This is a genomic window from Ruegeria sp. AF3, assembly GCF_056536285.1.
On record NZ_JBQFJM010000001.1, the window covers coordinates 1,056,418 to 1,071,342 of the forward strand.

At 58.8% G+C, this 14,925-nt stretch carries 12 protein-coding genes; 5 read left to right on the forward strand and 7 right to left on the reverse strand.

Annotated features, from left to right (window positions below):
* Positions 1-50: 50 nt before the first annotated feature.
* The 4 genes from fsa to ACR3FC_RS05310 all read left to right on the forward strand — a co-directional run bounded on the left by fsa (position 51) and on the right by ACR3FC_RS05310 (position 3,291).
* Positions 51-704, forward strand: a complete 654-nt coding sequence (fsa, locus tag ACR3FC_RS05295) for a fructose-6-phosphate aldolase (RefSeq protein ID WP_209505487.1) — start codon at positions 51-53, stop codon at positions 702-704.
* Positions 705-901: 197 nt separating this feature from the next.
* The gene (locus ACR3FC_RS05300; protein ID WP_480473743.1) at positions 902-1,609 is read left to right on the forward strand and encodes a DUF484 family protein; all 708 of its coding nucleotides are present in this window, start codon (positions 902-904) and stop codon (positions 1,607-1,609) included.
* A complete protein-coding gene (locus ACR3FC_RS05305; RefSeq protein ID WP_480473744.1) occupies positions 1,606-2,526 on the forward strand; it encodes a tyrosine recombinase XerC in 921 nt (306 codons plus the stop codon). The genes ACR3FC_RS05300 and ACR3FC_RS05305 overlap by 4 nt, the downstream gene beginning before the upstream one ends.
* Before the next feature lie 69 nt (positions 2,527-2,595).
* Positions 2,596-3,291 carry a CDP-alcohol phosphatidyltransferase family protein gene (locus ACR3FC_RS05310; protein WP_480473745.1) on the forward strand — a complete coding sequence of 232 codons (696 nt, stop codon included), beginning with the start codon at positions 2,596-2,598 and terminating at the stop codon, positions 3,289-3,291.
* A gap of 22 nt (positions 3,292-3,313) precedes the next feature.
* Here ACR3FC_RS05310 and ACR3FC_RS05315 read toward each other — a convergent pair whose 3' ends face one another.
* Positions 3,314-3,781, reverse strand: a complete 468-nt coding sequence (locus ACR3FC_RS05315) for a hypothetical protein (RefSeq protein WP_480473746.1) — start codon at positions 3,779-3,781, stop codon at positions 3,314-3,316.
* A 76-nt stretch (positions 3,782-3,857) separates the two neighbouring features.
* Entirely contained in the window at positions 3,858-4,313 is a 456-nt protein-coding gene (locus ACR3FC_RS05320) for a methylated-DNA--[protein]-cysteine S-methyltransferase (RefSeq protein WP_480473747.1), read from the reverse strand.
* A 133-nt stretch (positions 4,314-4,446) separates the two neighbouring features.
* Between ACR3FC_RS05320 and ACR3FC_RS05325 the strand changes: the two genes are divergently transcribed.
* On the forward strand, positions 4,447-6,417 hold the full coding sequence (locus ACR3FC_RS05325; protein WP_480473748.1) for a hypothetical protein: 1,971 nt from the start codon (positions 4,447-4,449) through the stop codon (positions 6,415-6,417).
* 42 nt (positions 6,418-6,459) lie between these two features.
* Here the strand turns inward: ACR3FC_RS05325 and ileS are convergent, their stop codons facing one another.
* The 5 genes from ileS to ACR3FC_RS05350 all read right to left on the reverse strand — a co-directional run bounded on the left by ileS (position 6,460) and on the right by ACR3FC_RS05350 (position 14,908).
* Positions 6,460-9,372 (reverse strand): isoleucine--tRNA ligase, encoded by a 2,913-nt coding sequence (ileS, locus tag ACR3FC_RS05330; RefSeq protein WP_480473749.1) that lies wholly within the window; start codon positions 9,370-9,372, stop codon positions 6,460-6,462.
* 164 nt (positions 9,373-9,536) lie between these two features.
* On the reverse strand, positions 9,537-12,245 hold the full coding sequence (locus ACR3FC_RS05335) for a DUF2339 domain-containing protein (protein ID WP_480473750.1): 2,709 nt from the start codon (positions 12,243-12,245) through the stop codon (positions 9,537-9,539).
* 80 nt (positions 12,246-12,325) lie between these two features.
* Positions 12,326-12,805 (reverse strand): DUF2269 family protein, encoded by a 480-nt coding sequence (locus ACR3FC_RS05340; RefSeq protein WP_480476811.1) that lies wholly within the window; start codon positions 12,803-12,805, stop codon positions 12,326-12,328.
* Positions 12,805-14,121 carry an SDR family oxidoreductase gene (locus ACR3FC_RS05345; RefSeq protein WP_480473751.1) on the reverse strand — a complete coding sequence of 439 codons (1,317 nt, stop codon included), beginning with the start codon at positions 14,119-14,121 and terminating at the stop codon, positions 12,805-12,807. Before ACR3FC_RS05345 ends, ACR3FC_RS05340 begins: the two co-directional genes overlap by 1 nt.
* Positions 14,122-14,197: 76 nt before the next feature.
* Entirely contained in the window at positions 14,198-14,908 is a 711-nt protein-coding gene (locus ACR3FC_RS05350; RefSeq protein ID WP_480473752.1) for a VIT1/CCC1 transporter family protein, read from the reverse strand.
* Between the last annotated feature and the right edge of the window lie 17 nt (positions 14,909-14,925).

The following is a 14,925-nucleotide window of genomic DNA, read 5'->3' on the forward strand; positions in this document are numbered from 1 at the left end:
TGAGGTAAAGCCATCCGCGACCAAGGCCAACCCATCAAAGGACTGCCCTCATGAAATTCTTCGTAGACACTGCAGAGATTGACGCCATCGCTGAACTGAACGATCTGGGCATGGTGGACGGCGTGACCACCAACCCCTCGCTGATCCTGAAATCGGGCCGCGACATTCTGGAAGTGACCAAAGAGATCTGCGATCTGGTCGACGGTCCCGTTTCCGCCGAGGTTGTCGCGACCGAAGCTGACGACATGATCGCCGAAGGCCGCAAGCTGGCCAAGATTGCCCCGAATATCGCAGTGAAGGTTCCGCTGACATGGGCCGGTCTGAAAACCTGCAAGACGCTCAGCGATGAAGGACAGATGGTCAACGTCACCCTGTGCTTTTCGACCAATCAGGCGATTCTGGCTGCAAAAGCGGGTGCGACCTTCATCTCGCCCTTCATCGGTCGTCTGGACGATATCAACCTGGATGGCATGGATCTGATCGCCGACATCCGTCAGGTCTATGACAATTACGGATTCGAAACCGAAATTCTGGCCGCTTCAATCCGCACCGTGAACCACGTTACTGAAAGTGCCCGCATTGGTGCCGACGTCATCACCGCGCCGCCAGCCGTGATCAAGAAACTGGCCGATCACCCGCTGACTGACAAAGGTCTGGAAACATTTCTGGCAGACTGGGCCAAAACCGGTCAGAAAATCCTCTGATCTGGTGTGCAACCGCGCGGCGCTATCAGGCGCCGTGCCCGGCCCAACGGCCCAAAGCCTGATCTGCGATCAGGCGTGGCAGGCGGGAGCCTATCCGCCACAGCATCCGGGGAAATCCACTCTTGCGTGCATTTTTCCCAAGGCAAATCCGGTTCAGCATGCTATAAGCCGCCCAACAAAAAAAGACCGGACAGGACATGAGCAGCAATCCCAAACTCGAGGATAATCTCCGCGCGGCAATTCTGGCCGAGCCCGACGTCGTTCTGGACGACAAGGACCTGATGCAAGCCCTTGTGGCCGCGAACGAACGCGCCCGGGGTGATAATGTGATCGATCTGCGCGGCATTGCCATGCAACGGCTTGAGGCGCGGCTGGACCGGTTGGAAGATACCCACCGCTCGGTCATCGCTGCGGCCTATGAAAACCTTGCAGGCACCAATCAGGTACACCGCGCGATTTTGCGCTTGCTGGAACCCGTCGAATTCGAGGATTTCCTGCGTGCCCTTGGCGCCGATGTCGCAAATATCCTGCGGGTTGACCATATCACGCTGGTTCTGGAAACCACCGTGGTTCAGAACGATCCTGCCATCGACAGGCTTGGAGGCGTTCTGACGATCGCAGAGCCCGGCTTCATCAACCAATACCTGACCAATGGTCGCGGCGGCCCTGTCCGCGACGTGACCTTGCGCGAAACTCATCAGCCGAACCGACGTGTTTTCGGCGCGCTGGCGGATCAGTTGCGCTCGGAAGCCTGCCTCAAGCTGGACCTCGGTCCGGGTCGCCTGCCGGGCATGATCGTCATGGGGGCCCGTGATCCGCGGCATTTCACGCCGCAACTCGGCACCGATCTTCTCACCTTCTTTTCCGGCGTATTCGAACGCTCGATGCGCCACTGGCTGTCGTGAACCTTATCTCACCTGCTTGCCGCGACGCGCTCCAGCACTGGCTGGACACTCTGGGCGCGCTGGCGGGGCGGTCCCAGAACACCCAGACCGCCTATCGCGGCGATGTCACCGAGTTTTTGTCTTTCATGACCCTTCATCACGGGGAACGACAAGGGTTGAAGGCGCTGGAACGGATCACCGTCTCGGACATGCGCGCCTGGATGGCAGATCAGCGCAGCGGGGATATCGGCGCGCGATCCCTTGCGCGCAAACTGTCCGCCGTCAAAAGCTTCTATCGTTGGCTGGCCGAGCGAGAGGGATTTGAACCCACCGCCGTTCTGTCGACCCGCGCGCCCAAATTCACCAAGAAACTGCCCCGCCCTCTGGCCGAAGACGCCGCGCGCGCCATGATTGACACGGTCGAGCTGCAATCTGTGTCCGACTGGGTCGCGGCCCGTGATGTTGCGGTTGTCACGCTTCTCTATGGATGCGGCCTGCGGATATCCGAGGCCTTGTCTCTGACCGGTGCAGACGCGCCCTTGCCCGAGACATTGCGCATTGTCGGGAAGGGCGACAAGGAACGGATCGTTCCGGTTCTTCCAGCCGCCCGAGATGCGGTTGACCGGTATCTTCAGCTTTGCCCCCACCAGCAAGCGAAGGACGCAGCCCTGTTCCGGGGCGTCCGTGGCAGCCCTCTGAACCCGCGCGCAATTCAGGGCGTCATGGCTAAGGCACGGATGCAATTGGGGCTGCCATCAACCGCCACACCTCATGCCATGCGGCACAGCTTTGCCACCCATCTGCTGTCCGCCGGAGGAGATCTGCGGGCCATACAGGAACTGTTGGGGCACGCCTCATTATCAACCACACAGACCTATACCGCAGTGGATACCGCTCGGCTGATGGAGGTCTACAACCGCGCGCACCCCAAGGCGTGACCGATACATCGAACAGAAACCTCGGGCTTTTGGTTTGCATCTCTGGCGTGCATCGGTCATGACCCTAACATGACACTCAGATTCAAAGCTCTTGGCGTACATCTCTTCACTGCCACAGGTGCTGTTTTCGCAATGCTGGCCATGCTGGCCGCCGTGGAAGAGAAATGGAGCCTAATGTACCTTTGGCTGGTTGTATCTTTCGTTGTTGATGGCATCGACGGTCCGCTGGCGCGGCACTATCACGTCAAAAAGAACGCGCCCGAGTTTGACGGCGTCTTGCTGGATCTGATCATCGATTATCTGACCTATGTGTTCATTCCAGCCTTTGCGCTGTTCAAATCCGGATTGATGGATGGGTGGACCGGCTGGTTCGCAATCATTGTCATCACCTTCGCCAGCGCGATGTATTTCGCGGACACTCGCATGAAAACCAAGGACAATTCCTTTTCCGGCTTTCCCGGATGCTGGAACATGTTCGTTGTCGTGATCTTCGCGCTTGAACCCAATTTCTGGATCATCCTGCTGCTGGTCACACTGCTGTCGCTTGCGATGTTTCTACCTTTGAAGTTCGTTCACCCCGTGCGCACCGAACGCTGGCGCAGTGTGACCTTGCCGGTCGCCCTTGCATGGACGTTCTTTGCGGGCTGGGCCGCGTGGGTCGATTTTCATCCCGAAAGCTGGGCACACTGGGGTCTGGTCATCGCCAGCCTGTACCTGACATTTGCGGGTATCGCACAACAGGTCATTCCGCAGCGCCGTACCTGACACGAGCGCTGCCGGACCCGGTTCAAAGAACGTCCTGAACCTCAAATTCAGTACCGTTATGGGTAAAGACGTCACCCGCGCGCAGACCGGCCATGGCCAGATAGATCGGGCTTTGCGTCGAAATCCCCATATATGTATCTCCACCCACCTCAAACCGGGTCGTCGAAACGCAGACGACAAAGCTGCGGTTGTTGAACCTGATCACCGATCCCGGCTTGACTGTATCTGTCAGCCCAAAATCGGTATTCTCGATCACATCGATCTTGGCATGATGCGCATGGACAGGCGCGTCAAACGCAGCCGCCAGATCGGCATTTTCGCGCGATGCGGCTATGTCATCCTTGTCGTGGCCTTCCCGGTCGTCCAGTTGGGCATCCTTCAGAAACGCATCGTAATGGGCCTGCGCCGTTGCAAGCTCCTCTGCCTCAAGAGACATCAACCGGTCGATAATGGCCTTCTTCTGGGCTGCGCGATCATTTTCAGTGCTCATTCAATGCGATCCTTCAAATTCAGCAACTGACATAAGTTGTGCTTCCCCGGACCGGATTGCAACCGAATTTCGAGGCTCAGATCAAAAGACCCGCCGCCCGTTCATGCCGCAGCAGTGCAACCTTTGTCTCGATCCCGCCGCACCCGGAAAACCCGCCCAGCCCATTGGCGGCCAGCACTCGGTGGCAGGGAATAATAACGGGGATCGGGTTTGCCCCGCAGGCCTGACCGACCGGTTGCGCCGGTTGCCCCAACGCCTTGGCGATATCCCCGTAGGTGCGCGTTTCCCCAAGGGGAATGGCATACATGAGATCACAGACCTGCCTTTGAAACTGCGATCCATGAATGCGGTAGGGCAGATCGAAGCGGTCAAGCCGACCAGCGTCATAGGCCATCAACTGCGCCGCCGCCTCGCGCAGCAGAGCGGTCGGCTCGCCCTCGTCCTCGCCGTCCCAGACCAGCCGCGTGAGGGCACCATCGGTTTCCTCGATCCCGAGTCTTCCGAACTGAGTTTCAACTGCAATCATCGCCATGGGATGACGGTTTCAGATCAATCCTCCAAGTTCAAGTGGGGAAGCCATGGGGGCTGCGCGACGCGCGGATTTTGTGAATTTCGGCAATCATGTTAGCCTACTTGCATTGTCAAAAAGAGTTTTGGAGCATGAGATGGGTCGTCATTTGATCCTGACGGTTCATGGAATTGGCGAACAAATACCCGGTGAGACCGTCGATCAGGTCGTCGGGGCCGCGACAACCTGGCTGGATGGCAATCCCGAACCGCCGATTGAGGTTCAGCGCGGGATGATCGAGCTGGCCGAGACAACCTTCGACGGCACCCCCCGAAGCGCGACATTGTTCCCGGTCAACCTGCGCAAGGTGACAAAACCGTCTGCTCCGCTGGATGAAGCTATGTTTGCGGAGGTTTTCTGGGCAGATCGATCACCCGCCCCGAAAGGTGTCATTAAGACAGCGTTGGACCTGATCTGGGTTGTTCTCGCACTGGGTTATCTGGCGATGGACAATGCCGAACAAACGCATAGTCGCGCGGATGTGGCCTCGGACCAAGCCAACGGCAGGAACACTTTGGCCGCGCGGCTGGTTCACCTTTTTGCCTGGGTTTTCTTCGGTGCAGTCGCGACCCTGAATGCCTATCTTCTGATCGGAGCGCTCGCCGTGATGATCGATCGCGTTCCCGGGATCTTCTTTCAAAGCACAATCCTGCTGTTCTGGCTCTTGTTCACGCTTTACGCCGGAGGGGCCGCATACGGACTAAGGCGCAGCTTTAAAGCCCCGACTTATCTAAGACGCGTATTCTGGCGCGGCATTTTCGGGATGGGGTTCTTGCTGCTGATCTGCTTGATCATAGGTCCGCTTGGTCTGGAAATCCGGGCCTGCACACCCTTGCCGGGCAGCCCAGCCTGCCCTTCGGCGCTGGAGCAGTTTGTGGCTTTTCAGGTCTACCTGCTGGCGTTTTTCTGGGCTTCACTGATCTTCATGACAATCATTTTGTACGTGCTTTCTGCGACCAGGCTTGATGAAAAGGTTCAGGCAGACAATCTGAAAGAACACAGACGGCTGTATCCCAGCGTATGTGCTGGGATGTTGGTGTTCTGGATGTTCTTTATATCCGGGTTGTGGCTTATGCTGCGGGAAATGCTCGACACGGTTCCGGGGCTTTCGGATGGAAAACTGACCGGTCTGTTTGACAATTTCCTCAGTGACTCCATCGAAACGCTCAGCGTTGCCTTTGCGGCAATTGTCCTTCTTGTGTTTGTCGGTGTTGGCCTGTTTGCCGGTCGCAGAAGGCTGAAGGCAAACCTGCATGCCCGCGACGGGCTGATCAGCCGCGCCATCCTCAATCGTTTTGCACAATGGGTCTTTTTGTTCGGTGCAATCACGCTGGCCCTGGTCGCAATCCGAGAGATCGCGATGAGCCAGCACGTCGATCCCCTGTGCCAGATCGGAACGGACAATTGCAACGTGATTGGCCTGGTTTTGAACAAGCTGGCAAGCAAACAGGGCGAGATTGGCCTGATCGTCCTGGGTGCAACAGCATTGATGTACCGCTTTTCCGATTTTGTCGCGGCAGGGCTGGGCGTGGCAAGAGACATCGTCACCTATGCCATTCGCGACAAGTGCTTTCTGAAAGCGGACCTTAAAACCAGGCTGCGCAATTATCCGGATCGCAAGGCGATTGATGAACGGTTTTACCGTGCGCTGCATTACGTGGTGGATATCTTTGCCGCGGACCACATCACGGTGATCTCACATTCACAAGGCACCGTGATTGCTACACAGATGCTGGCTGATCCACGCGTGCAAAAGCTGATTGACGGGCGCACCCTGACGCTGATCACGATGGGCTGTCCTGTGACCCATATCTATCAGCGCTATTTTCCGGAGATGTTCACAGTTGTTCCCAAAAATCTGAACGCCGCATGGTTCAACATCTTCCGGCAGGATGACTTTGTAGGGACCGAGATTGAAGGCGGGCTGATTTCCGCAAACCGCAACATCCCGGTCGATCCCGGTGGGCACACTGGATATTTCACGGATTATCAGGTCTGGAAGGCCCTGAAGGACCCGGCCATTGGCTTTGACCTGTTTAATCCGACACCGCAGTCCGTGCAGACGTGAAACGAAAAACGCCCCCTCGAAAGATCGAGAGGGCGGTTTCCATCAGCTTAGCGCTTCATCGCAGCGTCGGCAAACTCCGGCGTGGGCGTGGCGGCCCACGTCAGGAAGGATTTTCCAACAGCGCTGACATTTCTCGCCTTCGGCCTTCTCGAACACGACGGCAATGCCTTCGATTTCGGGTACGCGGAATGCTTCGGCCGGGGCCGGGTCGCCGGTCACAGTCAGGCCTGACGTGATGCACAAATCGTCCACGTCAAAGGTCACCAGCAGATCAAGGGTTTCACTGTCCTCAACATGCACAATCGGAGCTGCTTCGAGGCTGGAGCCGATCACCTTGTCCTGACGCTGGATCTCAAGCGCGGCCGTCACTGCACGGCGTACACGGCGCACTTTGGCAACAGCCTCTTCCAGTTCGGCAAAACGCCAATCCGCAGGCGTTTCCGGGAAGTCGACCAAATGGACCGAGCTATCGTCGCCCGGAAAGCGCTCCAACCAGACCTCTTCCATGGTGAAAACCAGAACCGGTGCAAGCCACGTGGTCAGGCGATGGAACAGGATATCCAAGACCGTCCGCGCGGCACGACGGCGCGGCGTGTCGCCGTCACAATAAAGTGCATCCTTGCGAACGTCGAAGTAGAAGGACGACAGGTCCACCGTGGCAAAGGTAAAGACCGCGCTGAATACGCCCTGGAAATCGAAAGACGCATAACCTTTGCGAACCTGCTCATCCAGATCGGCCAGCCGGCTGAGCACCCAGCGTTCCAGACGCGGCATATCTTCGGGCGCAACGCGGTCGGCCTCGGTGAAATCCGCCAGCGAGCCCAGCATGAACCGCATAGTGTTGCGAAGACGGCGATAGCTGTCGGCGGTGCCTTTCAGGATCTCCGGCCCGATACGCTGATCGGCCGTGTAGTCGGTCTGTGCCACCCAAAGGCGCAGGATATCGGCGCCGTATTGCTTGACGACCTCTTCCGGTACGATGGTGTTTCCCAGCGACTTGGACATCTTGTTGCCCTTGGCATCCAGCGTGAAACCATGGGTCACGACGTTGCGATAAGGCGCGCGGCCTTTGGTGCCGCAGGCCTGCAACATGGATGAATGGAACCAACCACGGTGCTGGTCGGTGCCTTCCATGTAGACGTCGGCGATACCGTCCTCGGTCCCATCTTCGCGGTCGCGCAGAACAAAGGCGTGGGTCGAGCCCGAGTCGAACCACACATCCAACACGTCAAACACCTGATCGTAGTCATAGGGGTTGGCGATGCCGTCTAGGATTTTCTCTTTGAACCCGTCGGTGTACCAGATATCCGCGCCGTCTTTCTCGAACGCCGCCTTGATACGCGCGTTGAGGTCTGCGTTGCGAAGCAGGTAATCCGCATCGGTGGGCAAGGCACCTTTCTTGGTGAAACAGGTCAGCGGCACGCCCCAGGCGCGTTGGCGCGACAGAACCCAGTCCGGACGCGCTTCGATCATCGAATAGAGGCGGTTACGACCGGTCTGCGGCGTCCACTTCACCAGCTCGTCGATCGAGCGCAGCGCACGTTCGCGGATGCTGTCGCCCATCTCACCCATGCCGTCATCCAGCTTGCGGTCAACGGATGCAAACCACTGCGGCGTGTTGCGGTAGATGATCGGAGCCTTGGAGCGCCACGAATGCGGATAGCTGTGCTTGATCTTGCCGCGCGCCAGCAGCCCGCCAACCTCGGCCAGCTTGTCGATGACAGCTTTGTTCGCGTCACCCTCACCACCCTTGCGGGACAGGATGTATTTGCCACCAAAGAACGGCAGATCAGCGCGGAACGAACCATCATCCATCACGTTATAGGTGATGACCTGCTCCAACATACCCAAATCGCGGTAGAGTTCGAACTCTTCCATACCATGTGACGGTGCACAGTGGACGAAACCGGTGCCTTCGGTATCGGTCACGAAGTCAGCCGCGCGGAAGTCGCGGAGGTCGTCCCATTCGCCATTGCCGCCCTCGGCCCCGGCCAGCGGGTGGGTCAGTTGAACACCTTCAAGTTCATCGGTGGCGACACCGCGTACACGGGTCCACTGATCGTCGTTCAGACGGGCACGACCCAACACATCTGCGGCCATATTGTCAGCCAGCAGGAATCTGTCACCCACATTAGCCCAGCATTCCTCAGGCGCGCCGGTGACTTCGTACAGGCCGTAGGAGATGTCGTTGCCATACACGACCGCCTTGTTCGACGGCATGGTCCAGGGAGTGGTGGTCCAGATTACGACGAACGCATCATCCAGATCACCCGCGTTCATGACCTTGAACTTCACCCAGATGGTAAAGCTTTCCTTGTCGTGATACTCGACCTCGGCCTCGGCCAGCGCGGTTTTTTCGATGGGCGACCACATCACGGGTTTCGAGCCCTGATACAGCGTGCCGTTCATCAAGAATTTCATGAACTCGTCGGCGATCACGGCCTCGGCATGGAAGTCCATGGTGATGTAGGGATCAGGCCAGTTGCCGGTGACGCCCAGACGTTTGAACTCTTCCCGCTGGATGTCGATCCAGCCTTCGGCGAAGTTGCGGCATTCCTGACGGAAGTCGATGATGTTCACCTCGTCCTTGTTCTTGCCCTTCTTGCGGTACTGTTCTTCGATCTTCCATTCGATCGGCAGGCCGTGGCAGTCCCAACCGGGCACGTAACGCGCGTCGAAGCCCATCATCTGATGGGAGCGCACGATCATGTCCTTGATCGTCTTGTTCAGTGCGTGGCCGATATGCAGGTGGCCGTTCGCATAGGGGGGGCCGTCGTGCAGAGTAAAGGGTTTGCGGCCCGTTTTCTCGCGCAAGCGGTCATAGACACCGATGGTCTCCCACCGCTCCAACCATGCGGGTTCGCGTGCAGGCAGGCCCGCGCGCATGGGAAAATCGGTTTTTGGTAGGTTCAGCGTTTCTTTATAGTCAGGCGTTTGAATCGTGTCGGCGCACATTTTGAGCGTCCTTTGGATGATCAGGTCGTACTTGGATCGAAGCGGTCGGTGCGAGTTCTCAAACACCTTTGCCCGGCGTCTCAGAGGGTCAGAGCGCCGGGGATATAATTCGAATAATGATGGCCGTCCGGTCATACATGGCCGCGCTTATAAGACGCCTGCCTTCAATGGTCCAGAGGTTCCGGCCCATGCGGCGAATGGCGCAGCTTGGCCCAGCGATTCAGCCATGCCAGACCAGCGAGCCCAAGCCCCAGCGCCAGCAGTGAAAACACCCGGATCAGCCCACCCAGACCGGCAATATCGATCAGGAAGACCTTGGCCACCGCCAGCCCAATCACCACCAGCCCCGCCTTGCGCATCGCATCCGAACCACGTGCCAGAGATTGGTAGAACAGCACCGCCCCGACCAGCAGCAGAACAAGGGTATATGTATAAAGCTCGGGCTGCGTGACGCCGTTGCCTTCAAACATGCCTGCTGCTCCCTGCCATACATGGCGGATGGTCAACCCAAACCACACGGCAATCAACGCGCCCGTAATGGCGTAGCTTGCCAGCCTGATCTGCTTTGGCATGTCCCTGATCCGCCAGGCCGAGAATCCAATGGTCAGTGCAGGCACCAGATAAGCAAGGACAAGGGTGTTCAGAATCGGTGGGCCAAGCACCGGGTCGGCGTTGGGGTTCAACAACGGGTTTTGTTCGGTCAACGCCAAGGTCAGCCGGAACACGCCATGACCGGCAAAGAACGCCGCCAACACGTACCGTGCATAATTCAGCTTGCCACCCAGCCCAAACCTCTGAACCTGAGCGAAGGCCAGCAGCAGCCAGATGACCGCCAGCAGGCCCAGACCCCAATGGCTGTTGTCGGCCCCGCCTTCACCGAAACCTTCAAGCCACCGCAGTAGCAACAGGGACAGCAGAATGCCTCCTGTTGCCCAAGCCGCGCTTTCCAGCAACAGTGCTGCAACCGGCCGCTGCAAGGGACGCAACAGCCACCAGCCAGCCACGAAACCCAACGTGGCCGCGCCATAGACCATCGCCATTTCGGGCACCGGGGCCGCATTGGCCCAGTCCAGACCCGGGTCAAGCACCAAGCGCACCGTGACCGTAAAGACACCGGCCCAGATAAACCAACTCATCTGCGGCAAGGTGAACCTGCGATCCAAGGCTGCTGCTGCGACGATGCTGGCCACCAGCGCAATCGTCAGCGCGGCCGAGCTGAGCACGATGACGCAAGCAAAGACCAGACAAGACAACGCGGACAACGTGGCCAGAGCAGCCCGCATCCGGTCGTCGCCATCGGCGCGACCAAAACGCCCGGCCAGAACCACCATCAGAATTGCCAGGACAATCGCGTGCAGGGCCCAGGCGTACGCACCGATAACCGTGGCAGGACGCCAGCCCAATTCCAAAGCGATGGCCAGCGCCGGTGCAAGAATTACAGCGCCCCCGGCCCAAATTGCACGATACTGGTTTGCCCTGAATGACCGCCATGCCATCAAAATCGACATGAGCGCGCCCAAAGCAACCAGCGCGGTGGCTGCCATCGGAAAGTCGGCCTCGGGCGTCTCGGCATAGGTGTCGGTGAAACTGCGAAGAACTACTCCGTATTCCAGCCCGTGAGAGGCCACAAAAAACACAAGGCCCGCCGCAGGCAGGACGGTCAGATCCTGTAACGCAGGCGCATCCTTGGCGCACAAAAGCAGCGCCAGAAGCAGGACGGACAGCAGGCAGACACCCAACCAGAATTCAGCCGCTGAGTCTGCCCAATGCCAGGACAGGATCGCGGCACTGGCCGCAATAGCTCCCGCGGCGAGCCGAGTTGGAAACTCGGGCCACGGGCGGGTTCCGGGGTTGCGGATCACCTGAGACATCATGCGCCCTGCATGATCGGGCCAAACGCGCCGCACCGGAATGGCCGTCGCCAGAAGTGCGAGCACTGTTGTCGCGACCAGATATCCCGGTTCCGTATACGGAGCGCCACTGACCAAAAGCAGGTTTGCCGCATATATCCCGACCAACGTCAGAACCGAAATCCACGCCCAGCGCCGCACCGTGTCGATACCCAGCCCCAAAACGGCAACCAAAAGAAAATAGGCATAGAGCCACGATGGATCGTCAGATGCGCCTCCAACCAGAAAGGGTGCTGCAAAAGCTCCGATCAGTCCAACCGCAGCCAGCAGCGGGCCGTGGAACCACCCCAGAACAAGCCCAACAAGCGCGATGACAACCATACCTGCCAAAGCTGTCTCGGCCCCGATCAGGCCATAGAGCTGCCGCGCAGACAAGATGGCCCCGAACAAGGTGACAAGACCGGCCCCGGAAAAGACCGATGGCAAGTAGGCAGTGGCCACCGCTTCGTCATCCCCGAACCTGCGGCGCAGAACCTCGCCCCCGACAATCAAAGCCGAACCAAAACCAAGCGCGGCGAAAACGCGGGCCACCGGAGGCAACAATCCGTTCTCAACGCCATATTGCACGAGGAAAATACCGGCCAATGCCAGCGACAGGGCCGAGACAGCGTAAAACCAGTTCTCACGCAGCCACGCGCCCAGCGCGGCAAACCGGTCATGGCGAAATACAATTGCAGGCGTAGCGGCGTCGGTGTCTACATCTTCGGCGCTTTCGTCTTCCTGTCGCTTTGGCGCGGCCCACGGCCCTGGGCTTTGAACCTGTTCCTCTGCCACAGGTTGCGGTGAAGGTGCATCTTGTTCCGGTTGCAGCGATGCAAGCGCATCGCCAGACGCCAACCTATGAATCTGCGCTTCCAGTTGTTCGACCCGGCGACGCAATCGGGAATGCCCGACCAGAAGGGCAATCAATGTCACCGGGATGGCCAGAACAACCAGGCCAATAAGAACAAGCAGCGTTTCCAACCGAGTCGCTCCGATCCGTAATTTCGGCCAAGCTATCTTGTGCTGTCGCTCAGCAACAGTCAGGAAAGCCGTGAGAAAGTCTAAAGCACAGAAATCGCCGGGCGGGCGATCATCAGCCAAAGGATGGTCAAAACCGCCAGAAATGCCGGAACCCCGCAAGCAAACCAGAACCGAAATAAGCGGTAATACTCCGGTGGCAGTTGCATTCCCCGCTCTGCCGCCGTTCGCGCGTGGTCGCGCAACCGGATTTGAACCCAAACCACCGGCAACCAGAACAGGCCCGTCAAAACATAAAGTACCAGAGACAACACAATCCATCCTTCACCCAAAGACCACCCGATCTGCCAGGCAAGCAGCGCTCCGGTCACCGGTTGCAGGATGACAGCGGTCGTGGTGAACAAAAGGTCACCCAGAACCACCGTACCCGCCGTATGGGCGATGACGCGCGGGTCGTTTGTCCGGTGCGCGATCAGCATGAAAAAGGCGATCCCTGCCCCAGTTCCCAGCAGCACACATGCACCGATGACGTGCAGCCATCGCAAAATCAGTTCAGGGTCCATCATCGGCTCTCAAACAAGGGCAGCGCCACAAGCGACAGGATCATCGCGGGCAGGATTTTCACCAGCGGCCCCAGCGGGTCCAACCACAAGTCCGGCATCGTGATCGAAGCGGCGATCAGGTAGAACACGGCCACGGTTAACTGCGCCACGCAGGCCCGCGCCGCCCATCGGCGCCACAGGATGGCCAGACCCAGCGCTATGTCGATCAGGGACCAGAACACAACGCTGGTCACCGCCATGGCGGATGACCACCCTGCTTCGACCAGCATGCCAGAAGCCGTGGATAAACCCGCCAAACCAAACAGGCCCGACAGCAACCAGAACAGGCTGAGTGTTGCAACGATCAGCGGCATCAACAGCGTCATCCGAGCGGTCAACCGATGCTCGCGCGCGCAAGGCAGCTTGGCGTAGACATCAGGCAAGGCGGCAATCCCGCGCCCGGCCGCTGCACGATAGTGGCCGGGGTCGCCAACCACGCCATCCGCCATGACCGTCATCGCCGTGCTGCGCAGCGGAGACCGCCAACCCAACCGGGCCAGACAGTCCGCCATGGACGCAACGGCTTTTGTCAGGACAGGCGGCAGGACCAAATGAAAGCGCGCGGCAGGAAACCCGAGCCACTGCCGCGTGCAGCGCACCACGTCCGACAAACTATGCGGGATATCCTCGACCAGATCGTAATTACCCTGCGGTAGGCGACCGGCAACGGCGGCAGTCACGACGTCACACAGGTCGGGCATCCCGATGCATTGAACGGGTGTATCGGGGTAAGCCAGCGGTTGAACAAAAGGCACGGCAGCCAGCATTCGCAGCAACGCCGTTCCCCCATAATCCGTTTGCCCGATAACTAGCCCCGGTTTCAGGATCCAAAGTGTTACGCCCGATGAACGTAAAGCGGCATCTCCGCGTGCCTTGCTGCGCAGGAAATGCGTGCTCGCGTCCGGCTCTGCCCCGATTGCCGAGATCTGAACAACGCTGATGCCACCTTTAGCGCAGGCCTCTGCAAGGGCTGTGATTGCTGAATGGTGCACCGCTTCAAGGTTGTCCTGCGCGTTATCCTGCAAAACCCCCGCGCAATTCACCACGACATCGACGTTGGCCAGCAGGTCCTGCCAGTCTTCCTTGTGCAACAGATCTCGCAAATCGTCCTGTTTCAGCGACACCCCCGGCAGGACCTTTGCCCCTTGCTCAGGATTGCGCCCCATGCCCTGAACCGTGGCACCTGCGGCTGACACTGCCCGCGTGACGGCGGCGCCGATGAAGCCATAAGCACCCAGAACCAAAACGTTCTTTCCAGAAAGCTCGTGATCTGCCATTAGCCTTTGCACCCGTTTTGCGCCACTCTACCTATCCGGGAAGCTTTGACCAGTCGCGACTACCGAGCTGCGACATTTATGGATGGAACAGAGACCCGACGAGATACGCGATCAGTGCCGCCGAACCACCGATCAACAGCGTTTCGATACCTGATCGCCACCAAGGCGCCAACGACCACCGGCTTTTGAATGCTCCAATCGCAAAGAAAACCCCCAACGTCATCCAGATCGACATCTCAAAAGCGTTCTCCACCGACGCTAAAAACGGCAGCAGCGGGATCATCCCGGCCACAAGGAACGCGAAAAACGTGGCCAACGCGGCTTTCATCGGATGCGGGTCTACACTGCCCAGCCCATATTCACCCTCGATCATCAGGTTGACCCAATGTTCGTGGCTCGACGTGATCGCGGCGGTGGCTTCGTTCAGAATTTCCCCTGACAACCCTTTTTGTGACAGAATTTCACGGACCTCCTCGCGCTCGCCGTCGGGGTAGAGTGCGATGTGGCGTTCCTCGATCGCCCGAATGCGCCGTATGTTGTCCAGTTCGGCCTTCGTGCCCGAATAGTTACCTGCGGCCATGGAAAACCCGTCTGCCAGAACGTTTGCCAGACCAAGCGCCACGATGACAAACGGGGAAAGACCCGCCCCCGCGACACCGGCGACAATGGCAAACGTTGTGACGGAACCGTCAATGCCGCCATACACAACGTCGCGCAACACGCCACGCCCGGGCGGAGCATTGATCCGGTCGGCGATTTCCTGCGGACTGTGACCGTGATCCGTCATGGCTAGCTCCTTTTTCA

Bases quoted from the DNA above. Each gene is read 5' to 3' on its own strand.
- fsa (WP_209505487.1), top strand. From the start codon at position 51: ATGAAATTCTTCGTAGACACTGCAGAGATTGACGCCATCGCTGAACTG.
- ACR3FC_RS05300 (WP_480473743.1), top strand. From the start codon at position 902: ATGAGCAGCAATCCCAAACTCGAGGATAATCTCCGCGCGGCAATTCTG.
- ACR3FC_RS05310 (WP_480473745.1), top strand. From the start codon at position 2,596: ATGACACTCAGATTCAAAGCTCTTGGCGTACATCTCTTCACTGCCACA.
- ACR3FC_RS05315 (WP_480473746.1), bottom strand. From the start codon at position 3,781: ATGAGCACTGAAAATGATCGCGCAGCCCAGAAGAAGGCCATTATCGAC.
- ACR3FC_RS05320 (WP_480473747.1), bottom strand. From the start codon at position 4,313: ATGGCGATGATTGCAGTTGAAACTCAGTTCGGAAGACTCGGGATCGAG.
- ACR3FC_RS05325 (WP_480473748.1), top strand. From the start codon at position 4,447: ATGGGTCGTCATTTGATCCTGACGGTTCATGGAATTGGCGAACAAATA.
- ileS (WP_480473749.1), bottom strand. From the start codon at position 9,372: ATGTGCGCCGACACGATTCAAACGCCTGACTATAAAGAAACGCTGAAC.
- ACR3FC_RS05340 (WP_480476811.1), bottom strand. From the start codon at position 12,805: ATGGACCCTGAACTGATTTTGCGATGGCTGCACGTCATCGGTGCATGT.
- ACR3FC_RS05345 (WP_480473751.1), bottom strand. From the start codon at position 14,121: ATGGCAGATCACGAGCTTTCTGGAAAGAACGTTTTGGTTCTGGGTGCT.
- ACR3FC_RS05350 (WP_480473752.1), bottom strand. From the start codon at position 14,908: ATGACGGATCACGGTCACAGTCCGCAGGAAATCGCCGACCGGATCAAT.